Consider the following 24,554-nt stretch of genomic DNA (forward strand, 5'->3'; position numbering starts at 1 on the left):
GACCGGCCGCGTCAGGATCGTGGTGAGCGTCGCGACTTTGGGGACCGTCGTCCGCAGAGTGACCGGCCGCGTCAGGATCGTGGTGAGCGTCGCGACTTTGGGGACCGTCGTCCGCAGAGTGACCGGCCGCGTCAGGATCGTGGTGAGCGTCGCGACTTCAGTGATCGCCCCTCCGGCCGTTCGGCTGGCCCACGTGAGCACAATTCCGGAGACCTTCGCAGCGCCAACCGCGTGGACCGTCCGCGTTCGCCTGAGATTGACGAGGACGTCTCAGGGTCGGAGCTGGACCGCGTTACCCGCGCACAGCTGAGGACCTTGGAATCGAAGAACGCGGAGTGGGTGGCCAAACATTTGGTGATGGCGGGCCGGCTTCTCGACGAGGATCCGGAACTGGCATTCCAGCACGCTTTGGCAGCCAGCCGCCGGGGCGGACGGATGGCTCCGGTGCGCGAAGCTGTGGGCCTGACCGCGTACGCGGCCGGCCACTATGGCGAGGCCCTGAGGGAGTTCCGCACGTTCCGACGGATCAGCGGTTCAAACGAGCACCTGCCCATCATGGCCGACTGCGAACGTGGACTCGGACGCCCGGACAGAGCGCTGGAGCTGACCCGTTCAGAAGACGCTGAATCACTTGATACAGCGGGCAAGGTGGAACTGGCTATTGTGGCCTCCGGCGCGCGGACCGATTTGCAGCAGTTCGATGCGGCGGTTGCGGCTCTCGAGATTCCGCAGTTGGACCGCAACCGGGCATTCTCATACAGCCCGCGACTCTTCCGCGCCTATGCAGACGCTTTGGACGCAGCCAGCCGCGGTGATGAAGCGCAGCAGTGGCGGCGGCAGGCAGCCGTGGCAGAGAACGCCCTGGGCGTCGGTGATTTTGCCGAGCCCGAGATCCTCGACTTGGTCGGTGAGGAACCGGAACCCGTCGGCAGGCCGTTGCAGGACTCCCGGACCCCAGAGCAGGGTCGTGCTGATGTCGGCGCAGCCGTGCAAGCGGATACGGGTGAGTCTGCGCCGTCTGAGGCTGAGCCTGCGGATACGGGTGAGTCTGCGGATACCAGCGAAGCCGAGTCGTCCAACGGGGAGGATGCACCTGTGGTCGGCTCTCCGGCGGGCGAACCAACCGAGGAAAAGGACGCCCCGGCTCCCATCGAGGCCGAGGACGAGGACGCTCCCAGCACCGCGCACACGCCGGACAGCAGGGATGATGACCGGTAAGCCGCTGATCTCCGGCTACGACGCCTTGCTGTCCGACCTGGACGGGGTCGTCTATGCCGGACAGCAGGCTGTCCCAGGAGCAGCGGAGGCGTTGGAAGGCCTTGCGGACACCGGGACGGCCCTGGGCTACATCACTAACAACGCGTCACGGTCGTCCGAGCAGGTTGCCGCGCACTTGCGCGAGCTCGGCGCGCCGGCCACAGCCGATCAAGTTTTTGGATCGGCCCGGGCCGGCGCGCTGCTGCTGGCCCGGCACGTCCCTGCTGGTTCCAAAGTGCTGGTCACCGGCAGCCAGACCTTGGCAGACGAAATAGCTGCCCAGGGATTCATCCCGGTCCGTTCTGCCCTCGAAGCGCCCGCGGCTGTGATCCAGGGGTTCGACCCGGCGCTGGGTTGGAAGGAACTGGCCGAGGCATCCTTCGCGGTCGCCTCCGGCGCCTTCTGGATCGCCACCAATACAGATATGACCATTCCCCGGGAGCGCGGCATCGCTCCGGGGAACGGCGCCCTGGTTGCGGCCGTACAGGCTGCCACCGGAGCGGTGCCATTGGTCGCAGGGAAACCGGAGGCCGGCATCTTTACGACGGCGGCGGCAGCGTTGGGTGCCCACCGGCCACTGGTGGTGGGCGATCGCCTCGACACGGACATCCTGGGCGGAAACAAGGCGGGCATGGACACGGCGGTTGTGCTGACCGGCGTTGACGGGCCCGAGGCTGTCCTCGGCGCCAGTACGGCGGAACGGCCGCGCTACCTGCTGGGTAGCTTGGCTGAACTGTATCTTCCGTATCCGGCGGTCATCCGCGACGGTGCGGGTTTCCGGTGCGGTGCTGCCCACGCCGCCATCGAGAACGGGGGACTCCGCGTTTCCGGCAGCCGGGATGATGTGGACACATGGCGCGCGGCGTGCGCGGCGTGGTGGAATGCCTATCCGGACCAAGCCGCGGCGGCCACGCCTGAGCTGGTGGACTGAACACCGCTACTAGACTGATTCACGGCGGTTGGGTACGCCGGCCGACGCAAGGGAGGAAAGCTTGGATCTGCCAGACTCGCGGGAAAGCGGCAGCCAAACGCGGCCGCAATGGCCCGCCCCCGCTGAGCCGACCGGCGACGAGTCCGTGAACAGCATCGTCGCCGAGCTTGCCCAGATCCCGGACCTCGCCGTCAGCGAGCACGAGCGGGTGTATCAGCGGATCCACGACGGTTTGTTGGCCGACTTGGAGACCGAGGCTGATTGACCCGATGTCCAGACTCGATCAGGAGCTAGTATCCCGGGGGCTGGCACGCTCCCGCACGCACGCAGCCAAACTCATCGCCGCCGGCCGGGTCAGCCGCGCCGGAACTGTCTTGACCAAGGCCTCGGCTCCCGTCGGTCCGGGGGAGCCACTGGACGTAGCCCCCGACGCGGGGCCCGACTACGTCAGCAGAGCCGGCCATAAGTTGGCGGGCGCATTGGCAGCCTTCCCCGCGGTGGACCCGGCCGGCCTGCGCTGCCTCGACGCTGGGGCCTCCACCGGCGGATTCACCGACGTCCTGCTCCGCACTGGAGCACGGGAGGTAGTCGCCGTGGATGTGGGCCACGGCCAACTCGTTGAACAGATCCGTACCGATAGCAGGGTCAGGGTGTTCGAGGGCATGAACGTCCGCTACCTCGACGCCCGGGAGATCGGCGGCCCGGTGGACCTGACCGTGGCGGACTTGTCCTTCATCTCGCTGACCCTGGTTGTCGAAGCCTTGGCCAATGCGACGAGGCCAAGCGGAAATCTCTTGCTGATGGTCAAGCCGCAGTTTGAGGTGGGCAGGGAAAGCTTGGCGCGCACCGGCGTCGTCAGTTCGGAGGCCGAACGTTTCCGGGCGGTGAGAAACGTTGTCTCGTCGGCCCTCGAAGCGGGCCTTCAGGTTCGCGGACTGGCGGCAAGCCCGCTTCCCGGACAGGACGGAAACGTTGAATATTTCCTGTGGATAAGCGTTCCGCCGGGCCAACCGGAGCGCAGAACGGGTAGTGTGCTGGAGGGGGAGGTGGACGCGGCGATGGCCAATTTCCCGCATGGGTTCAGCCAAGCGGCGGACCAGATTGACGAACCGAGAAGGCAGGAACCGGGAGTGGAGCGATGAGCCGGCGGATACTGGTGCTCGCGCACACCGGACGGGCGGACGCCATGGCGGCTGCCCACGAAACATGCGCCCAACTCCACGCCTCCGGGCTGGTTCCCGTGATGCGCCGGGAAGAAATGGCGCCCATGCGGGAAACGTACGGTGACCTAGCCGTTCCCTGCGAGACGCTGGACGAGGACGTCAGTCTCGACTCCGTGGACCTGGGCATGGTGCTTGGCGGCGACGGAACCATCCTCCGTTCGGCCGAGCTGGTCCGGGAATCGGATGTCCCACTGCTCGGGGTCAACCTGGGACATGTCGGCTTCCTGGCCGAGAGCGAACGTGCGGACCTGGCGCAGACCGTCCATTGGGTGGTTAACCGCCAATATACGGTCGAGGAGCGCCTGACCATCGATGTGCAGGTGTGGCTGGGCAAACGCAAGATCGGGCATACCTGGGCGCTGAACGAGGCAGCGGTGGAAAAGGGCGATCGGCAGCGGATGCTGGAAGTCGTCGTCGAGGTCGATGCCCTGCCGATCAGCTCGTTCGGCTGTGACGGCGTGGTGATGGCGACCCCCACCGGCTCGACGGCCTACGCTTTTTCGGCCGGCGGCCCGGTGGTCTGGCCGCAGGTGGAAGCTCTGCTGATGACGCCCATCAGCGCGCACGCCTTGTTCGCCAAGCCGCTGGTGGTTGCGCCGGATTCCATCATGGCGGTGGAAGTCCTGAGCCGGAGCGATGCCAACGGAGTGCTCTGGTGCGACGGGCGGCGCAGTCTTGAGTTGCCGCCGGGGTCCCGGATCGAGGTGACCCGCTCGGACAAACCTGTCCGGCTGGCCCGCACCCGGCGGACCCCCTTCTCGGAGCGCCTGGTCCGCAAATTCGAGCTTCCCACGTCGGGATGGCGCGGCCCCGTCAGCCCCTCGGAGGAGCAGCCGCCCACCTCGTCGCTGCCGACGGTCCGCACCGTGGAGCCGCACTATACCCAGCCTGGCGGGAGGAGCTGACATGATCGAAGAAATCAGGATCCGCAACCTCGGCGTCATCACCGAGGCCACGCTGCCGCTGGGGCCTGGACTGTCCGTGGTGACGGGAGAAACCGGCGCCGGCAAGACCATGGTGGTCACCGCGCTTGGCCTGCTGCTGGGCGCACGCGCCGACGCCGGCGCAGTACGCAGCGGTGCAGCCAACGCCGTGACGGAGGCCGTGGTCCGGCTGGCCCAGGACAGCCCCGCGCTTGCCCGCGCGGGTGAAGCCGGGGCAGACATCGACGAGTTCGACGGCGGGGCCGAACTGATGCTCGCCCGCACGGTGAATGCCGATGGCCGGAGCCGCGCGCATGTGGGCGGACGCGGGGCCCCGGTGGGAACGCTGGCCGAGATCGGCGGTCATTTGGTGGCGGTGCACGGCCAAACGGACCAGCTGCGGCTCAAGAGCCAGCAGGCACAGCGCGAAGCTCTGGACAAGTTTGCCGGCGCTGCCCTGGCGCAGACCCTGGCCGGGTACGCGGCGTCATTCGTGCGCTGGAAGGAAGCCAAGGCCGAGCTGGAGACGCTGCGCACCGAAGCACGCGAACGACTGCGCGAAGCCGAAGCACTGCAGTTGGCCCTCGAGGAAATCGACGGGCTGGACCCGCAGCCTGGCGAGGACAACGCGCTGAAGGCCGAGGCCGTGAAGCTGGCCAACGTCGAGGAACTGCGGGCCGCCGCCACCGTGGCGCACCAGGCACTGGTGGCCGAGGAGTTTACCGACTCGCCGGACGCCACCACCCTGGTGGACGCGGCTAAGCGGTCGCTGGAGCAGGTCCAGGACGAAGATGCCGAGCTGGGGCGGGCGGCCGCGCGACTGGCGGAAGTGGGAATCATCCTCGCCGATGTGGCCGCCGAACTGGCAAGCTACGGGGCATCGCTGGACGGTGAAGGACCGGGCCGGCTGGAGGAAGTCGAAGCGCGCCGCGCCGATCTGGCCCGGCTCGTTCGCAAATACGCGCCCAGCATCGACGAGGTCCTCGCGTGGGCGGCCCAGGCCCGCACCCGGCTGGAAGACCTCACCGACGATTCCAGCCGGATCGAGCGGTTGGAGACGGAAGTCGCCGGGCTGGACGAGGCGTTGGCTGCCCAATCCGCCGAGGTCACCGCGCTGCGTCGGGAAGCTGCTGCCGAACTGGGGCACCGGGTCGGCACTGAACTGTCCGCCCTGGCCATGGCCGAGGCCGAACTGGTGATCGAGATTGAACCTGCGCCGGCCTTGAGCGTGCACGGGGCAGACCTGATCACCTTCCTGTTGAAACCGCACCGGGGCGCACCGCCGCGGCCGTTGGGCAAGGGCGCATCCGGCGGCGAACTCTCCCGCGTGATGCTGGCCATCGAGGTGGTGCTCGCGGAAGTGGACCCGGTTCCGACCTTTGTGTTCGACGAAGTGGACGCCGGCGTGGGCGGCAAAGCGGCGGTCGAGATCGGCCGCCGCCTGGCCATGCTGGGACGCTTCGTGCAGGTCATCGTAGTGACCCACTTGCCCCAGGTGGCGGCGTTTGCCGACCAGCACATCCGCGTGATCAAGACGGCCGGCGGCGGTGACGGCGGGATGACCGCCAGCGACGTCCGCCTGCTCGACGATGAGGAACGGGTGACCGAATTGGCCCGCATGCTCGCCGGACAGGAAGAGTCCGAGTCCGCCCGCGCACATGCCCAGGAACTGATTGACGGTGCCAGGGCGCTGTAGCATCTGCTACAGCTACGACCAGCCCCGCCGCCGGCGGGGGAGAAGTTGGCCGGCTGGTGTGTGTTCACACACTCGACAGCGGTCGGAACGGCCTTGAGATTCGAGGGCGTCCAGAAAGGTGATAGGCTCGAATTCCGTGGTGCAGCGATCAAATTCCCGGTTTTCCAAGTCGTCCAAGACGACCAAACATATCTTCGTCACCGGCGGCGTGGCGTCCTCGCTCGGGAAGGGACTGACGGCTTCAAGCCTCGGCCACCTGCTCCGCGCACGCGGCCTCTCCGTGACCATGCAGAAGCTCGATCCATATCTGAACGTGGATCCGGGCACAATGAATCCCTTCCAGCACGGTGAAGTCTTCGTCACCGACGACGGCGCCGAAACCGACCTGGATATTGGGCACTACGAGCGGTTCCTGGACGAGAACCTGGACGGCTCCGCCAACGTCACCACCGGCCAGGTGTACTCGACGGTGATCGCCAAGGAGCGCCGGGGTGAGTACCTCGGTGACACCGTGCAGGTCATCCCGCACATCACGGATGAGATCAAGCGCCGGATGCGACTGCCTTCCGAGCCGGTCGCCGGCAAGAAGTCTCCGGATGTGATCATCACCGAGATCGGCGGCACGGTGGGCGACATCGAGTCGCAGCCGTTCCTGGAAGCGGCGCGCCAGGTCCGCCAGGACGTCGGGCGTACCAACGTATTCTTCCTGCACGTGTCACTGGTGCCCTACATCGGTCCGTCGCAGGAACTGAAGACCAAGCCCACCCAGCACTCGGTGGCCGCGCTGCGTTCGATCGGTATCCAGCCCGACGCCATTGTGATCCGTTCCGACCGCGAGGTCCCCGCCGCAATGCGGGAAAAGATCGGCCGGATGTGCGACGTGGACATCGACGCGGTCATCGGCTGCCCGGATGCCCCGAGCATCTATGACATCCCCAAGACGCTGCATTCGCAGAACCTGGACGCGTACATCGTGCAGCACCTTGACCTGAAGTTCAAGGACGTCGACTGGTCCAAATGGGACCGGCTGCTGGCGGCCGTCCACAACCCGCAGCACACTGTTGAGGTGGCGCTGGTGGGCAAGTACATCGACCTGCCGGATGCGTACCTTTCCGTGACCGAGGCCCTGCGCGCCGGCGGTTTCGCCAACCAGACGCGGGTGAAGATCCGCTGGGTCCCCTCCGACGATTGCGCCACCGACGAAGGCGCCGCAACCGCACTCAACGGCGTGCACGCGATCTGTGTGCCGGGAGGCTTCGGCATCCGCGGCCTGGAAGGCAAACTCGGCGCGCTCAAGTTCGCCCGCGAACGCAAGCTCCCCACCCTGGGCTTGTGCCTGGGCCTGCAGTCAATGGTGATGGAGTACGCCCGCAACATCGTCGGGCTGGAAGGCGCTTCATCCACCGAGTTCGATCCGGACACCAAGCACCCGGTCATCGCCACGATGGCCGAGCAGCTGGATATCGTCGAGGGCAAGGGCGACCTGGGCGGCACCATGCGCCTGGGGTTGTACGAGGCTGCCCTGCAGTCGGGCTCCGTGGTGGCCGAGACCTACGGCAGCACCAAGGTCAGCGAACGCCACCGCCATCGCTACGAGGTCAACAACGAATACCGCGACCAGCTCGCTGCTGCGGGCCTGGTCTTCTCCGGCACCTCGCCGGACGGCAAGCTGGTGGAGTTCGTCGAGCTTCCCCGCGATGTGCACCCGTACTACGTCTCCACCCAGGCACACCCGGAACTGAGCTCACGCCCCACGCGGCCGCATCCGCTGTTCGCCGGCCTGATCGCCGCAGCGCTGGACCATGGCCAGGCCAAGGCGCCGGCAAAGTCCGGAGTCTGACGTGCCGGTGCAACCGGACGCCTTCGCCGACATCCCGGATCCGCGCCCGCTGGTGGAAAGCCGCACGGTATACCGCGGCCGGATCTGGGACGTGGTCAGCGATACCTTCACGCTGGGCCAGGGCGACGGCGCCACGCTGGTGCGCGACTACATTGCGCATCCCGGCGCGGTGGCCATCCTGGCGATGGACCCGGCGGGACGGGTACTGCTGCTGAAGCAGTACCGGCAGCCCGCCAAGATGTCGCTGTGGGAGATCCCTGCAGGCCTGCTGGACATGGACGGCGAGGACTTCGTGGATGCCGCGGCGCGGGAACTGGCCGAGGAAGCTGATCTGGTGGCCGGCCGCTGGGACGTGCTGGTGGACTTCTTCAATTCGCCCGGTTCCTCCAGCGAGACGATTCGGATTTACCTGGCCAGGGACCTTTCCGAGGTTCCCTCAGACCAGCGGCATGAGCGTACCGAAGAGGAAGCCGAGATCGAGCATCTCTGGGTGGACCTAGACGACGCCGTGGACGCGGTGATGGCCGGCCGGCTGCACAATCCGTCGGCTGTGGCCGGGTTGCTCGCCGCATCCCGGGCCGCGGCTACCGGCTTCGCGAACCTGCGTCCGGCGGATGCACCGTGGCCGGAGCATCCCAGCCAGCGTCCCGACGGAGCCGCCGACTCCGGCCGGGACTGAGCAGCCATGTTGCCGGTGCAGGCCCCGCCCGCCAAGGGGGACGAATTCAGCGCGACGGCGCTGGGCCGTGCCGCGGGCGACTACCTGCAGCACATGGCGGTGGAACGCGGGCTGGCAGCCAACACCGTCGCGGCGTACCGCAGGGACTTGGGCCGCTACCTGCGGTTCCTGCAGGAACGCTCGGTCAGCGAGCCGGCCTTGGTCAGCCGCCACGACGTCACGGCATTTGCCCAGGCCCTCTCCGGCGGGTCCGACGGCGCTGCCGCCCTGAGCGTCAGGTCGGTGGCCCGGACCATCGTGGCGGTTCGCGGCCTGCATAAATTCTGGACGCTTGAGGGCATCACGGAGACCGACCCGGCCACCGATGTCCATCCGCCGATGCCGGGCAAACGCCTGCCGAAGGCCATCTCGGTGGCCGACGTGACCCGGATCCTTGAATCTACGGGATCGGACAGTCCCACCGGCCTGCGCGACCGGGCGCTGCTGGAGTTTCTCTACGCGACCGGCGCCCGGATCAGCGAAGCGGTAGGCCTGGACGTTGACGATGTCAGCGTGGAGCCGCAAGGCGACGGCCCCGCCGTCGTCCGCCTTTTCGGCAAGGGTTCCAAGGAGCGGCTGGTGCCGCTGGGCTCCTACGCCGCCCAGGCTGCCGACGCTTACCTGGTCCGGGGACGGCCGGGACTGGCTGCCAAGGGCCTTGGCACACCGGCCCTGTTCCTGAACGCCCGCGGCGGCCGGCTGAGCCGCCAAAGCGCCTGGACCATCCTGAAAGCGGCCGCGGAGAAGGCAGGCATCACACAGCCCGTGTCTCCGCACACCCTGCGGCACTCCTTCGCCACCCACCTGCTGGAGGGCGGCGCGGACGTCCGCGTGGTTCAGGAGATGCTCGGCCACGCGTCCGTCACCACCACGCAGATCTACACGCTGGTCACCGCCGATACGCTTCGCGAGGTCTACGCCGCGGCGCATCCGCGCGCGCTGGGCTAGGGCGGCGGAGCGGGGCAGCGGGCCGGCGTTCCGAGCTAGACTCGCTCCCATGACCGTTGCCGTTGCCCTGTGCTTTCTGCTGGGGGAAGAAGCCGGGCAAAGCTGCGTGCTGCTCGGCCGGAAGAAGACCGGTTTCGGCGCCGGGAAGGTCGTAGGGGTCGGCGGGAAACTGGAGCCGGGGGAGTCCGACGGAGACGCGGCCTGCCGGGAGATGCACGAGGAGACCGGGGTGTGCGTCCGGCCGGCGGATCTGGAACGGGCCGGTCGGATTTTCTTCGACTTCCCGGCGAAGCCGGCATGGAACATGGACACCGCCCTCTTCGTCGCGCGGCGCTGGAGTGGCGTGCCCGCCGAGTCTGCGGAAATTGCCCCGTCCTGGCACCGCGTGGACCGGCTGCCGCTGGGGCTGATGTGGCAGGACGCCGGACACTGGCTGCCGCTGGCTCTGTCGGGGGACCAGCCTCGACTGCGGGTGGTGATGCGGCCGGATAACGAGACGGTGGCCGACGTCGAGGATCTCGACACCGGCCACCGTGTGGCTTGGGAATTCTAGCGGCCTAGCGCCCGCTGGTCCGGTCCGTTGTACTCACTGAGCGGACGGATCAGCGAGTTCGCTTCCAGCTGCTCCATGATGTGCGCCGTCCAGCCGGTAATCCGGCTGGCAACGAACAGCGGGGTGAATATGTCCGTGTCGAACCCCATCAGGTGGTAGGTGGGGCCAGCCGGGTAGTCAAGGTTCGGCTTGATGTCCTTCGCCTCGGCCATCGCGTGCTCCAGACCGTCGTACAGGCCGAGGATTTCGGGGCGGCCGTAATGCTCGATCATCTTGTCCAGCGCGGCCTTCATGGTCGGCACCCGGGAATCGCCGTGCTTGTAGACCCGGTGGCCGAAGCCCATCACCTTCTTCTTTTCCGCCAGGGCCTGTTCCATCCACGTCCGGGCCCGGGCGGCGGCCTCTTCACGGGATTCGTCGGTGCGGATGCCGATTTGTTCGAAGGTATGCATCACCGCTTCGTTGGCACCGCCGTGCAGCGGGCCCTTCAACGCTCCGATGGCGCCAGTGACGGCCGAGTGCAGGTCGGACAGCGTGGAGGTGATGACCCGGGCCGTGAAGGTGGAGGCGTTGAACGAGTGCTCGGCGTACAGGATCATGGAGACGTTGAACGCGTCCACCACCTCCGGGGCTGCCTCCTCGCCGAAGGACATCCAGAGGAAATTCGCCGCGTAGCCCAGGTCTTCGCGCGGTTCCACCAGGTCTTGGCTGCGGCGCCTGCGCTGATCGTAGGCCACCACAGCCGGGAACGCGGCAAACAGCTCAAGGGCCTTGGCCATATTCGCCTCCGGCGAGGAATCCTCGGCCAGCCGGTGACGCGCTCCGATCACGCTGGCCGCCGTCCGGCAGACGTCCATCGGGTGGGCTTCAACCGGCAGCGAATCGATGACCGACTTCACCACCGGATCCAGTGCGCGGCCGCCGCGTTCGGCCGAGGTGAAGTCCCGCAGTTGGTCCGCGTCGGGCAACTCTGAGTTCCACAGCAGATACGCCACTTCTTCGAAGCTGCAGTGTGCGGCCAGGTCTTGGACGGGATAGCCGCGGTACAGCAGCGAGTTGGTCTCCGCGTTGACCTTGGAGATCTTTGTGGTGTCGACGACGACGCCGGCCAGCCCTTTGCGGATCTGCGGTGCTTCAGTGGTTGCATCCGTGCTCATAGCGACTCCTATGTTTTGTGGTCAGTGCTGACCGGGCACTTGGAAGTTGAATACAGAGGTGTCGAATTGGTTATACGCCTCATAATCCACCAATTCGTACAAACGCGCACGGGTCAGCATGTGCGGGACCTGTGATTGCTGGGTTCCGTCGGCCTTGATCGCGTCCAGGGTCCGCTCGGCAGCCCCCATCGCGCTGCGAAGCAGGGTCACCGGGTAGATGACCATATTCACGCCCACCGAGGAGAGGGCCTCGGCGGTGAACAACTCGCTTTTGCCGAACTCGGTCATGTTGGCCAGCACCGGCACGTCGACGGCTTCGCGGATGGCCGCGAATTCCTCCAGGGTGCGCATGGCTTCGGGGAAGATGGCGTCCGCCCCGGCGTCAACCAGTGCGCGGGCGCGGTCCTGGGCTGCCGCCAGGCCGTCCACCGCCCGGATGTCGGTCCGAGCCATGATCAGGAAGTTCGGGTCCCGGCGCGCGTCGGCGGCGGCCCGGATGCGTTTGCTGGCGGTCTCCAGATCCACCACGTTCTTCCCATCCAGATGGCCGCAGCGCTTGGGGTTGAACTGGTCTTCGATGTGGCAGCCGGCCAGGCCGGCGTTTTCCAGTTCCTGCACGGTGCGGGCCACGTTCATCGGTTCGCCGAAGCCGGTGTCGGCGTCCACCAGGGCCGGCAGATCGGTCATCCGCGCGAGTTGTCCGGCCCGGGTGGCGACCTCGGTCAGTGTGGTCAGGCCGATGTCCGGCAGCCCCAGGTCGTTGGCCAGCACGGCGCCGGAGATGTAGACGCCGTCGAACCCCTTCTCCTGGATCAGCCGTGCCGAGAGCGGGTTGAACGCGCCGGGGAACTGCTGCAGCTTCCCGGACGCCAATGACTCGCGCAGCGTCCGGCGCTTCTGCTCGGGGGTGGTGGCGGAGTAAAGCATTTAGAACAATCCCTTCGGGCCGGCGGCAAGGTCGATGACCCCGTCGGCGGCCTGGATATTCAGCTGGTCCAACTCGCCGGCAGCCAGTTCGGGTAGGCGCTCGACGGCGGCCAGGAACCTGTCGATTTCGGCGTCCTCGACGATCCCGGCGGCCAGGGTCCGCAGCTTGTTGACGTAGTGCTCCCGGGTGAACGGGCGGGCCCCCAGCGGGTGGGCATCTGCCACGGCGATTTCGTCGGTGATGACGGTTCCGTCGGCCAACGTGATCTCCACCGAGCCGCCGAAGGCCTTCTCTGCGATGTCCAGCGAATGGTACCGGCGGGTCCACTCCGGGTCTTCCTCGGTGCTGACCTTGTGCCAGAGCGCAACGGTGTCTGGCCGGCCCGCCCGCTCGGGGGCGTAGGAGTCTACGTGGTGCCAGGCGCCGTCCTGCAGCGCCACGGTAAAGATGTACGGGATCGAGTGGTCCAGTGTTTCGCGGGATGCCGTCGGGCTGTACTTTTGCGGATCGTTGGCGCCGGAGCCGATCACGAAGTGCGTGTGGTGGCTGGTCTTGATCAGGACCGACTTCACGTTCTCCGCGTCGGCGGTCTCCGGGTGCTCGCGGTGCAGCTTCCGGGCCAGATCGATCCAGGCCTGCGCCTGGTATTCGGCCGAGTGTTCCTTGGTGTAGGTGTCCAGGATGGCGCGCTTCGCCTCTCCCGGCGCCGGCAGCGGGACGTCGTAGGAGGCGTCCGGGCCGTCCAGCAGCCACGCGATGACGCCGTCTTCTCCTTCGTAGATCGGCACCGGTGAGGTCTGCCCGCGCATCGCCCGGTCCACTGCCTCCACGGCCATCTTGCCCGCGAAAGCAGGTGCATGGGCCTTCCAGGTGGAGATCTCGCCCTTGCGCGACTGGCGGGTCGCCGTCGTCGTATGCAGCGCCTGGCCCACGGCCTGGAAGATGGTTTCCACGTCCAGGCCCAGCAGCGTTCCGATGCCCGCGGCAGCCGACGGACCCAAGTGGGCCACGTGGTCGATCTTGTGCTTGTGCAGGCAGATGGCCTTGACCAGGTCCACCTGGATCTCGTAGCCGGTGGCGATGCCGCGGAGCAGATCGCGGCCGTTCGAACCCACATGCTGGGCCACCGCGAGGATCGGCGGGATGTTGTCGCCCGGGTGCGAGTATTCGGCGGCCAGGAACGTGTCGTGGTAGTCCAGTTCGCGCACGGCCACGCCGTTGGCCCACGCGGCCCACTCCGGCGATGTCTTCTGCGCGATGCCGAAGATGCCCGCGCCGTTACCGCCACCGGAGACCGGGTGGCTCAGCGCCTGTGCACGCGCGGCGACGATCGGGCTGCGGTTCAGCGACGCGATGGCCACCGAAGCGTTATCGATGATCCGGTTGATCACCATCTCGGCCACCTCGGCGGACACCTCCACCGGATCGGTGGCGACTTGGGCGATCTTGTAGGCGAGTTGGTCCTCGCGCGGCAGGTTCTCTTCGCTGCGGTAGACGCGTACATGGTTCTCGACGGTCATTAAACTGTCCTCTCGGCTGGCAGATCGGGTCGATGGTTTGGATCGGTGGATTTGAAATGTTCCAGGCTCTGGTGCAGGTGGATTCGGGTGGCGGCCGCTGCCACCTGGCTGTCGCCGCCGGCGATGGCGCCGGCGATGTTGGCGTGTTCGGCGGCGGAAGCCAGCAGCCGGGCCGGATTGTCCCGGGCCAGCCGTCGGATCCGCACCAGGTGGACGCGGAGGTTGCTCATCGCCTGGTGCAAGTAGGTGTTTCCAGCCGCCCGGTCCACGGCAGCATCCAGCCGGCCGACCAGTTCGTAGTATGCCTGCGGATCCGGCGCAGCACCGCGCATGGCGTCCGCGGCGGCGAGGAATTCCTGCTGCAGTTGGCGGAAGCCGTCCGGTTCGCCGCGAGCGGCGGCCAATGCCGCCGCCTGGCATTCCAGAGCGGTGCGCAGCTCGAAGAGTTCAGTGACGTTCTCCAGCGAGATGGCAGCGACGACGACGCCGCGTCCGGCATGAGGGGCAGTCAGCCCCTCGGCATTCAGCCGGCCCAGCGCCTCGCGGAGGGGAGTGCGGGAGACACCTAGCCGTGCCGCCTGCTCCACCTCGCCCAAGACGGTCCCCGGCGGCAGCCGCCATTCGACGATGTCCTCGCGCAGCGCCCAGTACGCGCGCTCGCTGGCCCGTACGGGCGGGTTTGCTGCTGTTGGCTGGTGCCGTTCCGCGATACCCACCCTCCTACTGTATACACGGACGGCTAAATAGCGCTAGAGAGGGCAGCGAAGGCTCAGTATCTGTCCAACTGTGTATACACAGTAGGCGGTCCACGGCACGAGAAGGCCGACCACTAGTGGCCCCGTGGTTGCCGCCCTAGACTGTGTCGATGTGGTGTGGACCACCACGCCATCCCTTCACGCAGAATGCAGGTGAGTGCAATGGCCGGACGTGTGGTGCATTTCGAAATCCCAGCGGAGGACCAGGACCGCGCGAAAGAGTTTTACACCGCTGCCTTCGGCTGGAATATCAACACGATGCCGGAGATCGATTACACCTCGCTCGGGACGATCCCCACCGACGAGCAGGGCATGCCAACGGAACCCGGGGCCATCAACGGCGGCATGTTCCGCCGCGAAGGGGAACTGACCGGTCCGATCATCACCGTGGACGTTGACGACATTGACGCGGCCCTGGAAAAAATCGGCAGCCTGGGCGGATCGACCGTCAGGGCCAAGGGCGCCGTGCCGCAGATGGGGTACTTCGCCTACTTTCGGGACAGCGAGGGGAACGTGATGGGCCTGTGGCAGACCGATCCCGCTGCCTGCTAGGGAGCGAGGCTCAGGTCCGCCGTTCTCGGGCGGTGTCCCTGGCGTTCAACTCTTAGACATCCCGGGCAGTCCGGCGGACACGGTTGTGCCGGTGGGCACGGTTGCGCGGGCCTAGGACGGGCCAAAACCTTAGACCTCTACTTGAAGCTAAAGGCTCGCCGCTCCTCAGCGTCCTGTCGATTGATATCAGGACCGTCACTGTAACCTTGTCAGGAAGAAGTACGGCAGCGAAACGATGGAAGCTGGGTTTGATACGTGAGCAGCGAACAAGGTGCGACAACCACTCTGCGGCAAGCGGACGAGGATGTCCTGGGCCCCACCGGCCGGCCGCTGACCGAGTTCCCTGAACCACCCGCCTTGGCTTCGCACGGTCCCGCGCGGATCGTGGCTATGGTCAACCAGAAGGGCGGCGTGGGTAAAACCACGTCCACCATTAACCTTGGCGCTGCCCTGGCCGAGCTCGGCCGCAAGGTGCTGCTGGTCGATTTCGACCCGCAGGGTGCGCTGTCCGCGGGGCTCGGCACGAATCCGCATGAGCTGGACCTGACCGTCTACAACGTGCTGATGGACCGCAAGACGGACATCCGCGAGGCGATCCAGCCCACCGAGGTGGAGAACATCGACCTGCTGCCGGCCAACATCGACCTCTCCGCCGCAGAGGTGCAGCTGGTCAATGAGGTTGCCCGCGAGCAGGTCCTGGCGCACGCGCTGCGCAAAGTCGAGGACGACTACGACATCATCCTGATCGATTGCCAGCCCTCCCTCGGCCTGCTGACCGTCAACGCGCTGACCGCGGCCCACGGTGTGATCATTCCGCTGATCTGCGAGTTTTTTGCGCTGCGGGCGGTGGCGCTGCTGGTGGAAACCATTGAGAAGGTCCAGGACCGGTTGAATCCCCGCCTGCAGATCGACGGTGTGCTGGCCACCATGTACGACCCGCGCACGCTGCACAGCCGCGAGGTGATCGGCCGCCTGCTGGAGGCGTTCGGGGACAAGGTCTTCGAAACCGTGATCAAGCGCACGATCAAGTTCGCCGACGCCACCGTCGCCGCCGAGCCGATCACCAGCTACGCCGGAAACCACGCCGGTGCCACCGCCTACCGCCAGTTGGCCAAGGAGCTCATTTCGCGCGGCGGCGCCCCCTGATGACGCTGACGCCGGCAGGCGCGACGCCTGCTGGCCGTCCTCCGGCAGCTCAGGAAACGGTGCCGGCCGGCCCGGATGGCGACCGGAAGACGGCCGGGTTTGCTGTGACTTTGGACAACTTCAGCGGTCCTTTCGACCTGCTGCTGGGGTTGATTTCCAAGCACGAGATGGACATCACGGAAGTGGCGCTCTCCCGGGTCACCGACGAATTCATTTCCTATATCCGGGGACTGCAGGCGGACGGCGACGACAAGGCGCTGGACGAAGCCAGCGAGTTCCTGGTCATCGCAGCTACCTTGCTGGACCTGAAGGCCGCCCGGCTGTTGCCCACCGGCGAGGTCGAAGACGATGAAGACATCGCCCTGCTCGAGGCCCGCGACCTGCTCTTTGCCCGGCTGCTGCAGTACAAGGCCTTCAAGGAGATCGCGGCGCTTTTGGGCCAGCGATTGGCCCGGGAAGCCGACCGCTTTCCGCGGCAGGTCTCGCTGGAGCCGCACTTCGCGGCGTTGCTGCCCGAGCTGGTCTGGCGCACACCGCTGGCGGAGTTCGCCGCCCTCGCGGCCAAGGCACTGGAGCCCAAGGAACCCGCCCCCACCCAGGTCGGGCTCTCCCACCTGCACGCCCCGCCGGTCAGTGTGAAAGAGCAAGCTGCCATCCTGGGTGCGCGGCTCCAGGCCGGCGGCCCGCTGTCCTTCCGCTCGCTCACCGCAGACGCGGACGGAACCCTGGTAGTTGTCGCCCGCTTCCTTGCCCTGCTGGAGATGTTCCGCGATGCCGTCATCGCGTTCGACCAAACGGCGCCGCTGGGCGAGCTGACGGTCCGTTGGACCGGCCCGGACGCGGAATGGACCGGAGAGAACCTTAGCGAAGAGTACGAAGACACCCCGGTGCCGGAAACGGCGGCGGATGGAACGGAGGAGACCCATGACTGATCCGGTGAAGGAGGCTGCGGGCGTTCCCGAGATCGACGTGGACCAGTTGCCCGGCGGCGCCCGCGCTGCCCTGGAGGCCGTGCTGATGGTCATCGACGAACCGGCGTCGGAGATCGAATTGGCCACCGCGCTTTCCCTGCCGGTGGACACGGTCCGGGAGCTGCTGCTGGACCTGCAAAGGGATTACGACGGCGGCGCCTCCTTCGCCGGCCAGCCCACCGTTGCGCCCCGCGGCTTTGAGCTGCGCAACATCGCCGGCGGCTGGCGCATCTTCTCGCGCAGCGATTTCGCGCCGCTGGTGTCCGGCTTCGTGCTGGAAGGACAGACCGCCCGGCTGACCCAGGCTGCCTTGGAGACGCTGGCAGTCATCGCCTACCGCCAACCGGTCTCCCGGGCCAGGGTTTCCGCCATCCGGGGAGTCAACGTTGACTCGGTGGTGCGGACGCTGACCCAACGCGGGCTGATCGAGGATTCCGGCACCGATCCGGAGACCGGAGCCATCCTGTATCGGACCACCTCGTATTTTCTGGAAAGATTGGGGATAGGAAGCATCGGCGAACTGCCGGAGATCGCCCCGCATCTGCCGGGGCTGGAAAACCTGTCCGAGTACGACGACGCTTCGCTCTAGGCTGCCGGCAGCCGGCAGCGCCAGACCATTGACGTAGTTCCCACGGGTAAGGATCCACCATGACACAACCGCCTCGTTCCGGCTCCGGACGGAATAATCCCCGCGGCGGAAAGCGTCCCGGCGACGACCGTCGTCCGGACGACGCCCAGCGCCGATCGGAAGGCGGCTCGGCCCAGGGACGAGGCCGTCCCGGCCAGGGGAGCGGCGCCGGCACCGGCGCCGGCCGGACCGGTGCCGGCAAGCCCGGTGGCGGTCGCTCCGGCTCAGGTGCCGGACGGGACCAGAGCCGTTCCGAGTTCGGTCAGGGTTCCGGTCAGCATGGTGCCCGCAGGGGACCGGCCGAACCAGGCGCGGGCAAGCAGGGGAGCCGCAGGCCGTCCACGGCGGGCTCGGGCACAGGCAAGCCTGGAGCCGGCAAATCCTACGGCAGCAAGGCCGCCGGCAAGGCCGGTGTTGGCAAGGCCGGTGTTGGCAAGGCCCGCGGTGCCAAGCCGCAGCGGCCGGCAGGACCCAAGGCCTTCGGCCGGGAGCGCTTCGGCCAGAATCTGGGCCCGGTCAGCCGACCCAATCGTGGTTCGCGCGCCGGCGCCGGCGCCGGCGCCGGGGCAGTTTCCGACTTGCACGATCCCGAGGGCGTGCGCCTGCAGAAGGTCCTCGCCGGGGCCGGTGTTGCCTCGCGCCGCGTGTGCGAAGAACTGATCCAGGCCGGCCGGGTCGAAGTGGACGGCGTCGTCGTGCGCGAGCTTGGCGTGCGGGTGGACCCCGCCCACACGGTCATCCACGTGGACGGTATCCGCGTGCAGATGGATGAGACGCTGACCTACCTGGTCTTCAACAAGCCCAAGGGTGTTGTCTCCACGATGGAGGATCCCGAAGGGCGCCCGTGCATCAGCGACTACCTCAAGCCCCAGCAGGGCCAGCGGCTGTTCCATGTGGGCCGGCTGGACCAGGCCACCGAAGGCCTGCTGCTGCTGACCAACGACGGCGAGCTGGCCAACCGCCTCACCCACCCGTCCTACCAGGTCCCCAAGACGTACCTGGTGCAGGTCCGCGGGCCGATGGCCCACGGTGTTGGTGCGCAGATGAAAGCCGGCATCGAACTGGAAGACGGCGTCTCCTCGGTGGATTCGTTCAAACTGGTGGACTCCACGCCGGGACACGTTCTGGTGGAAGTCGTGCTGCACTCGGGTAAAAACCGGGTGGTGCGGCGCTTGTTCGACGCCGTGGGCCACCCGGTGGAACGGCTGGTCCGGATCCAGGTCGGACCCATCCGTCTGGGCGATCAGCGCCAGGGCAGCATCCGCGCCCTGGGCCGCCAAGAGGCCGGACACTTGCTGGCCTTGGTGGGGATGTAGCAGGTGAACCCAGCACATGTGCAGGCTACCCATCTGTCCGGACCGGTCTTGGTGATCGGAACCGGACTGCTTGGAGCCAGCATCGGCCTCGGCCTGCGTGCCCGCGGCATTGACGTCCTGCTGTCGGATCCGTCCCCGTCGGCCCAGGCCGTGGCCCAGGACATCGGCGCCGGACGAATCCTCCCGGCGGGCGAACGCGTGGAGCCACAGTTGGTGGTCGTCGCGGCGCCGCCGGACGTTACCGCCGCCGTCGTGTCGCAGGCGCTGCGGGATTACCCGGACGCCGTCGTGGTGGACATCGCCAGCGTCAAGTCGTCGATCTTCGAGGCGCTGGCCAAGGATCCGGACCTGACCGAGGCCGACCTTGGCCGCTACGTGGGCACCCACCCGATGGCCGGCCGGGAAAAATCGGGTCCGGTGGCGGCCCGCGGCGAGATCTTCACGTCGATGCCGTGGGTCCTGTGCCCGTCTGAACAGTCGTTGCCGGGAGCGGTGAAGACCGCTCAGGCGCTCGCCATCGATCTGGGCGCCGTGGTGTCGCGGATGTCCGCGGGCGAACATGACACGTCCGTGGCGATGATCTCGCACCTGCCCCAGGTCATGTCCTCGCTGCTGGCCAGCCGGCTGCAGGACACTCCGACCCACGCCTTGTCGCTCTCCGGCCAAGGCCTTCGCGACGTCACCAGGATCGCCGCCAGCGACCCGGCGCTGTGGGTGCAGATCCTCGGCGCCAACGCGGCCCGGGTGGTGGACCTCCTATACGGTGTCCGGGAAGATCTGGAACGGCTGATCAACACTCTGGAACAGCCGGAGGCCGACGGCGCCCGGCTGGATATGGCGCAGCTGATCAGCGAGGGCAACGCCGGCCAGGCCCGGATTCCCGGCAAGCACGGTGCGCCACCGCAGGCGTTCGCGTGGCTGACCGTGCTGGTCGACGACACCCCCGGCCAAATCGCCCGCCTGCTGACCGAAATCGGCGAGGAGGGCATCAACCTGGAAGACCTCCGTCTGGCGCACTCGGCCGGCCAGCCAGTGGGGCTGGCGGAAATTGCGGTGCTGCCCAGCAAACGCCACGAACTGATCGAATATCTCACCTCACACGGATGGAAGGTTGTGCAATGAGCGCGGCGGAAGTGGACATGGCTCGTTACCGGCTGGGCAAGGCCCTGGTGGTTGCCATCGACGGACCCTCGGGCTCCGGCAAGTCGTCCGTCAGTAAGGAAACGGCGCGCCGACTGCACGCGTCCTACCTGGACACCGGCGCCATGTACCGCGCCGTGACCTGGTACTGCGTCAACACCGGTGTGGATCTGGCCGATTCGGCTGCCGTCGAGCAAGCCTGCAAAGACGTGGACCTGCAGATCAGCACCAACCCGGACGATGAATTTGTGCGCATCGGCTCGACCGACATCACCGACGAGATCCGCGAGCCGTCCATCTCCGCATCGGTCAGCGCCGTGGCCACCACGCTGGGCGCACGGGCCGAACTGGTCCGCCGCCAGCAGCAGATCATTGCGGATTCGGGCCGCCGGATTGTTGCCGAGGGCCGCGACATCACCACCGTAGTCGCGCCTGACGCCGAGGTGCGGCTGCTGCTGACCGCCAGCGAGGAGGCCCGGCTGCGCCGGCGCGGCCTCCAGTTGGGCGGAACCCAGAGCGACGCCGACCTGCACGAGCAGGTGCTGGCCCGGGATGCGAAGGATTCGACGGTGGTGAATTTCTCCGAGGCGGCGGACGGTGTTTTCACCGTGGATTCGTCCGACTTGGACTTCGAACAGACCGTGGAAGCGGTGCTCGCCGTCGTGCGGCATGCCGCGCACTGAGCCCACCCGGGCCGGGGGATTCACCACCCCTGTCCGCTGGGGTCCGCGCTGGGGCCGGCCGGTGGGCAAGGTACTGGACCATCTGGTTTACCGGACCCGTATCCATGGACGCGAAAATGTCCCGGCCGGCGGCCCGGTCATCTTCGCGGCCAACCACTTGAGCTACCTCGACGGACCGGTCATGGTGGGTGCAGCGCCGCGCCCCATGCACGTGCTGGTCAAGCAGGAAATGTTCACTGGAATCCTCGGCAAGGTCCTGCAGTACTCCGGTCAGATCCCGGTGGACCGAAGCGGCGACCGGGCAGCCCTCAGCGATGCCAGGGCCTTATTGGCCGAGGGCCGCTGCGTCGGAATCCTGCCCGAGGGAAGCCGCGGGGCCGGGGATGCGGCCGAGGTCAGTTCCGGGGTGGCCTGGCTGGCCTTAATCAGCGGCGCACCCGTGGTGCCGGTGGCGGTGCTCGGCACCCGGATCAGCGGCGAGCACTGGGACGCCATCCCGCAGCCCGGCCGGGTCTTCCACGTGGCGTTCGGTACACCGCAGACCTATCGGCGGCTGCCCTCGGCCTCCGGGCGTGTTTCAATGGACACTGCAGCCGAAGCGATCCGCCGGCAGTTGTCCGGCCATGTCCGGCGCAGCGTGGCGTTAACCGGGCAGCGGCTTCCGGCCGCCCACACCCGCGACGACAACCGGCTTGCAGCCTACCCAGAAGGAACAGACGATGAGTGAGACCCAGCCCGGATCCTCCCCGGCGGAACGGCCGGCCGACGAGGAATACCGTCCGGCGGGCGAAGACCAGGTCGTCGAGCGCATGCTTGCGCTCGACGACAACGAAGCCGAGATGCGCGCGGCATCGCTGCGCGCCGGCTTGGCGGACTACGAGCTTGATGACGAAGACGCCGCGCTGCTGGCCGCCGCGGAAGAACCCGTCTCCGAGGAAGAGCCGTTGCGCGTCGCACCGGTGCTGGCCATCGTGGGCCGGCCCAATGTGGGCAAGTCGACGCTGGTGAACAGGATCCTGGGCCGCCGCGAGGCAGTGGTCGAAGACACCCCCGGTGTCACCCGCGACCGCGTCTCCTACTCGGCCCACTGGAACGGACGCCCGTTCACGCTGGTGGACACCGGCGGCTGGGAACACGACGCCAGGGGAATCCACGCCCGCGTGGCCGACCAAGCCGAGATCGCGGTGGACATGGCGGACGCCGTTCTGCTGGTGGTCGACGCCAACGTGGGCGCCACCGCCACCGATGAAGCAGTCGTGAAGATGCTGCGCCGGAAGAAGAAGCCGGTCATCTTGGTGGCCAACAAGGTGGACGACATGGCCCAGGAATCCGAGGCCACCACGTTGTGGGGCCTTGGCTTCGGCGAGCCGCACCCCGTGTCGGCACTGCACGGCCGCGGCGCCGCCGACATGCTTGACGCCGTCATGGACGTGTTGCCCGAATTTTCCGCCTACGGGGGACTGGAGCGCACCGGCGGTCCCCGCAGGGTCGCGCTGATCGGCCGCCCGAACGTGGGCAAATCGTCGCTGCTCAACAAGCTGGCGGGCAGCGAGCGGGTGGTGGTCGACTCGCTGGCCGGCACCACGCGTGATCCCGTCGACGAAATGATCGAACTCGGCGGACGCACCTGGCGGTTCGTTGACACGGCCGGCGTCCGCCGCCGCGTCCACATGCAGCAGGGCGCTGATTTCTATGCCTCGCTGCGGACGCAGGCTGCGCTCGAAAAGGCGGAGGTCGCCGTCGTGCTGCTGGCCGTGGATGAGGTGCTCAGCGAGCAGGACGTGCGCATCCTGCAGTTGGCGATCGATTCCGGCCGGGCGCTGGTGCTCGCCTTCAACAAGTGGGACCTGCTGGACGACGACCGCCGCCGGTACCTGGAACGCGAGATCGAACAGGACCTGGCCCACGTGGAGTGGGCCCCTCGGGTCAATATTTCGGCGAAGACCGGCTGGCACAAGGACAGGCTGGTGCCAGCGCTGGACCGTGCGCTCGAGTCCTGGGACAAGCGCATCCCCACCGGGCGCCTCAACGCGTTCCTGGGCGAACTGGTGGCCGCCCATCCGCACCCGGTGCGTGGTGGCAAGCAACCGCGCATCCTGTTCGGCACACAGGCGACCTCGCGGCCGCCGAAGTTTGTGCTGTTCACCACCGGTTTCCTGGATCCTGGCTACCGCCGGTTCATCACCCGCCGGCTGCGCGAAACCTTCGGTTTCGAGGGCACCCCGATCGAAGTCAGCATGCGCGTTCGCGAGAAGCGGGCACGCAAGCGCTGACCTTGCGTTGGCCGCCGGACAACGTGCCGGCGGCCACCGCCCGGGCCGCGCCGGGTGGTCATGGTGGGCGCAAAAATGCTGTACAGTATTTGAGGTGGTTCCGCCGGATGCATGAAGGCGGAACTTCGGGTTGTGGCGCAGCTTGGTAGCGCACTTGACTGGGGGTCAAGGGGTCGCAGGTTCAAATCCTGTCAACCCGACAGATAAGGGCGGCTGGCCAGTAGAAATACTGGCTAGCGGCCGTTTGTAGTTTTCCGGCACTAACAGACGTCCCGCCGCCCAGCAGGGCTGCGGGACGTTGTCGTCTGGGCTGAACGCTAAGCCGGAGGCCTGGCCTACCCGGCGGCCTGCTTCCTCACCTGGGCGGACGACCAGCCCTGCCGGTGGAGTCTCTCGAAGCCGTCGAGGAGCAGGTCCAGCGCGAACTCGAACTCGAACTGATCGTCGCAGCCGTGACCGACGACAGAGCCGTCATCGTGTTGCGCCGCGGTGGCGACGGTGACGATGTTGGGGTACAGCTCTTGCATCTGAGCGAACATGGCCGCCTGTGCTTCCGGCGTCAGCGGGGGCGGTGCTTCCGCCGCCGGGGCAGCCGACCCGTCGAAGAGTTCCTGGGTGAACCCCCACATCCGGCCCCCCAAAGCATGCATGACGTGGTGGGCGAGGTCGGGGGTGAAGCCGCCCGCGAGGAAAATGCCGGCGAACGAATCCTGATACTCCAGCACGGCCGGGGTGGGGCGTGCACGGGATTCGATCGCCTGCCGGGCCCACGGATGGCGCTGGAGCGCTTGCCGGGCGGAGAGCACCCGCAGCCGGATGGCATTTCGCCAATCGGCGCCGGGAGCCGGCGGGTCGATCTCGCGGATGAGCACCTCGACCATCCCGTCGAGCAGGTCCTCCTTGTCGGCGACGTGCTTGTACAGCGCCATCGGGACCACATCGAGCTCCTGTGCGAGCCGGCGCATGCTGAGCGCGTCGATCCCCAGCGTGTCCGCTAGCGCCACGGCGGTCTCCAGGACGCGGCTCCGGTTCAGCCGCACGCGCGATCTGCCGTCTGTTTTCTGACTCATTCCGCCACCTCTCGTCACGGGGAAATCCGCCGTCACAAGTGTACAGCGTACGCCTTACGGCCGCGCTGCCCGGCACGGCGCTCGGCCGGTGGTCGGCCCCTTTGATGGGCCGGCTACCGGGTGGCTCGAGTACCGTTGCCCGTCCAAGTCACCGTTTGGCGTCCAAGTCACCGGATGCTGCCCCTGACCTGATGGCGAAGTCATCCTTTGGCGTCCAAATCTGGGGTTATACGGTAACTGTCAACCTGTTTGAGATTTTTTAGGCGGCTTGTTGTGGGTCGTTCATCTCGGTCAGCGGCTCGGTATGCGGGTGGGGTTTGTTGATC

The 24,554-nt window shown here is 67.2% G+C and carries 25 protein-coding genes and 1 tRNA gene; 20 read left to right on the plus strand and 6 right to left on the minus strand.

Annotation, left to right across the window (positions count from 1 at the left end):
• A partial coding sequence (locus AB0N75_RS18370; protein WP_364652383.1) for a hypothetical protein occupies positions 1-201 on the minus strand: 201 nt, incomplete at its 3' end.
• Positions 202-231: 30 nt separating this feature from the next.
• On the opposite strand from AB0N75_RS18370, the gene AB0N75_RS18375 reads away from it, so the two are divergent.
• The 10 genes from AB0N75_RS18375 (at position 232) to AB0N75_RS18420 (ending at position 10,089) form a co-directional block, all read left to right on the plus strand.
• The gene (locus tag AB0N75_RS18375; protein ID WP_364652384.1) at positions 232-1,218 is read left to right on the plus strand and encodes a hypothetical protein; all 987 of its coding nucleotides are present in this window, start codon (positions 232-234) and stop codon (positions 1,216-1,218) included.
• Positions 1,208-2,188 carry an HAD-IIA family hydrolase gene (locus tag AB0N75_RS18380; protein WP_364652405.1) on the plus strand — a complete coding sequence of 327 codons (981 nt, stop codon included), beginning with the start codon at positions 1,208-1,210 and terminating at the stop codon, positions 2,186-2,188. Before AB0N75_RS18375 ends, AB0N75_RS18380 begins: the two co-directional genes overlap by 11 nt.
• A gap of 61 nt (positions 2,189-2,249) precedes the next feature.
• Positions 2,250-2,453, plus strand: coding sequence for a hypothetical protein (locus AB0N75_RS18385; protein ID WP_364652385.1), 204 nt, complete (start codon positions 2,250-2,252; stop codon positions 2,451-2,453).
• A gap of 4 nt (positions 2,454-2,457) precedes the next feature.
• Positions 2,458-3,330 (plus strand): TlyA family RNA methyltransferase, encoded by an 873-nt coding sequence (locus AB0N75_RS18390; protein WP_364652386.1) that lies wholly within the window; start codon positions 2,458-2,460, stop codon positions 3,328-3,330.
• The gene (locus AB0N75_RS18395; protein ID WP_364652387.1) at positions 3,327-4,316 is read left to right on the plus strand and encodes an NAD kinase; all 990 of its coding nucleotides are present in this window, start codon (positions 3,327-3,329) and stop codon (positions 4,314-4,316) included. The genes AB0N75_RS18390 and AB0N75_RS18395 overlap by 4 nt, the downstream gene beginning before the upstream one ends.
• A gap of 1 nt (position 4,317) precedes the next feature.
• Positions 4,318-6,030, plus strand: a complete 1,713-nt coding sequence (recN, locus tag AB0N75_RS18400) for a DNA repair protein RecN (protein ID WP_364652388.1) — start codon at positions 4,318-4,320, stop codon at positions 6,028-6,030.
• A gap of 118 nt (positions 6,031-6,148) precedes the next feature.
• On the plus strand, positions 6,149-7,870 hold the full coding sequence (locus tag AB0N75_RS18405; RefSeq protein ID WP_364652389.1) for a CTP synthase: 1,722 nt from the start codon (positions 6,149-6,151) through the stop codon (positions 7,868-7,870).
• A 1-nt stretch (position 7,871) separates the two neighbouring features.
• Entirely contained in the window at positions 7,872-8,549 is a 678-nt protein-coding gene (locus tag AB0N75_RS18410; RefSeq protein WP_364652390.1) for an NUDIX hydrolase, read from the plus strand.
• Between the two features lie 6 nt (positions 8,550-8,555).
• Positions 8,556-9,536 carry a site-specific tyrosine recombinase XerD gene (gene xerD, locus AB0N75_RS18415; RefSeq protein WP_364652391.1) on the plus strand — a complete coding sequence of 327 codons (981 nt, stop codon included), beginning with the start codon at positions 8,556-8,558 and terminating at the stop codon, positions 9,534-9,536.
• Between the two features lie 49 nt (positions 9,537-9,585).
• On the plus strand, positions 9,586-10,089 hold the full coding sequence (locus AB0N75_RS18420) for an NUDIX domain-containing protein (RefSeq protein WP_364652392.1): 504 nt from the start codon (positions 9,586-9,588) through the stop codon (positions 10,087-10,089).
• Here AB0N75_RS18420 and AB0N75_RS18425 read toward each other — a convergent pair.
• From AB0N75_RS18425 to AB0N75_RS18440, 4 genes are read right to left on the minus strand one after another with little or no spacing between them, the layout of a single operon-like run.
• Positions 10,086-11,246: a bifunctional 2-methylcitrate synthase/citrate synthase gene (locus AB0N75_RS18425; RefSeq protein WP_364652393.1), complete on the minus strand. Its 1,161-nt coding sequence runs from the start codon at positions 11,244-11,246 to the stop codon at positions 10,086-10,088. The genes AB0N75_RS18420 and AB0N75_RS18425 overlap by 4 nt on opposite strands.
• A 21-nt stretch (positions 11,247-11,267) precedes the next feature.
• Positions 11,268-12,173, minus strand: a complete 906-nt coding sequence (gene prpB / locus AB0N75_RS18430) for a methylisocitrate lyase (RefSeq protein WP_364652394.1) — start codon at positions 12,171-12,173, stop codon at positions 11,268-11,270.
• The gene (locus tag AB0N75_RS18435; RefSeq protein WP_364652395.1) at positions 12,174-13,694 is read right to left on the minus strand and encodes an MmgE/PrpD family protein; all 1,521 of its coding nucleotides are present in this window, start codon (positions 13,692-13,694) and stop codon (positions 12,174-12,176) included. It lies immediately after the preceding gene.
• Positions 13,694-14,410 (minus strand): GntR family transcriptional regulator, encoded by a 717-nt coding sequence (locus AB0N75_RS18440; protein ID WP_364652396.1) that lies wholly within the window; start codon positions 14,408-14,410, stop codon positions 13,694-13,696. Before AB0N75_RS18440 ends, AB0N75_RS18435 begins: the two co-directional genes overlap by 1 nt.
• Before the next feature lie 201 nt (positions 14,411-14,611).
• Here AB0N75_RS18440 and AB0N75_RS18445 point away from each other — a divergent pair, with 201 nt between their 5' ends.
• From AB0N75_RS18445 to AB0N75_RS18490, 10 genes are all read left to right on the plus strand, one after another.
• Complete coding sequence (locus AB0N75_RS18445; protein WP_364652397.1) at positions 14,612-15,001, plus strand: VOC family protein; 390 nt, start codon at positions 14,612-14,614, stop codon at positions 14,999-15,001.
• A gap of 255 nt (positions 15,002-15,256) precedes the next feature.
• Entirely contained in the window at positions 15,257-16,147 is an 891-nt protein-coding gene (locus tag AB0N75_RS18450) for an AAA family ATPase (protein ID WP_127514504.1), read from the plus strand.
• Positions 16,147-17,079, plus strand: coding sequence for a ScpA family protein (locus AB0N75_RS18455; RefSeq protein WP_364652398.1), 933 nt, complete (start codon positions 16,147-16,149; stop codon positions 17,077-17,079). The genes AB0N75_RS18450 and AB0N75_RS18455 overlap by 1 nt, the downstream gene beginning before the upstream one ends.
• On the plus strand, positions 17,072-17,707 hold the full coding sequence (locus AB0N75_RS18460; protein WP_364652399.1) for an SMC-Scp complex subunit ScpB: 636 nt from the start codon (positions 17,072-17,074) through the stop codon (positions 17,705-17,707). The genes AB0N75_RS18455 and AB0N75_RS18460 overlap by 8 nt, the downstream gene beginning before the upstream one ends.
• Before the next feature lie 59 nt (positions 17,708-17,766).
• Entirely contained in the window at positions 17,767-19,062 is a 1,296-nt protein-coding gene (locus AB0N75_RS18465; RefSeq protein WP_364652400.1) for a pseudouridine synthase, read from the plus strand.
• A 3-nt stretch (positions 19,063-19,065) separates the two neighbouring features.
• On the plus strand, positions 19,066-20,184 hold the full coding sequence (locus AB0N75_RS18470; RefSeq protein ID WP_364652401.1) for a prephenate dehydrogenase: 1,119 nt from the start codon (positions 19,066-19,068) through the stop codon (positions 20,182-20,184).
• The gene (gene cmk, locus AB0N75_RS18475) at positions 20,181-20,885 is read left to right on the plus strand and encodes a (d)CMP kinase (RefSeq protein ID WP_364652402.1); all 705 of its coding nucleotides are present in this window, start codon (positions 20,181-20,183) and stop codon (positions 20,883-20,885) included. The genes AB0N75_RS18470 and cmk overlap by 4 nt, the downstream gene beginning before the upstream one ends.
• Positions 20,886-20,946: 61 nt before the next feature.
• The gene (locus AB0N75_RS18480) at positions 20,947-21,612 is read left to right on the plus strand and encodes a lysophospholipid acyltransferase family protein (protein ID WP_364652406.1); all 666 of its coding nucleotides are present in this window, start codon (positions 20,947-20,949) and stop codon (positions 21,610-21,612) included.
• On the plus strand, positions 21,605-23,158 hold the full coding sequence (der, locus tag AB0N75_RS18485) for a ribosome biogenesis GTPase Der (RefSeq protein WP_364652403.1): 1,554 nt from the start codon (positions 21,605-21,607) through the stop codon (positions 23,156-23,158). The genes AB0N75_RS18480 and der overlap by 8 nt, the downstream gene beginning before the upstream one ends.
• A 126-nt stretch (positions 23,159-23,284) precedes the next feature.
• A tRNA-Pro gene (locus tag AB0N75_RS18490) sits at positions 23,285-23,358 on the plus strand.
• Between the two features lie 135 nt (positions 23,359-23,493).
• Here AB0N75_RS18490 and AB0N75_RS18495 read toward each other — a convergent pair.
• Entirely contained in the window at positions 23,494-24,228 is a 735-nt protein-coding gene (locus AB0N75_RS18495) for a TetR/AcrR family transcriptional regulator C-terminal domain-containing protein (protein WP_364652404.1), read from the minus strand.
• Between the last annotated feature and the right edge of the window lie 326 nt (positions 24,229-24,554).

This window comes from Arthrobacter sp. NPDC089319 (genome assembly GCF_040684925.1).
Lineage (GTDB): Bacteria > Actinomycetota > Actinomycetes > Actinomycetales > Micrococcaceae > Crystallibacter.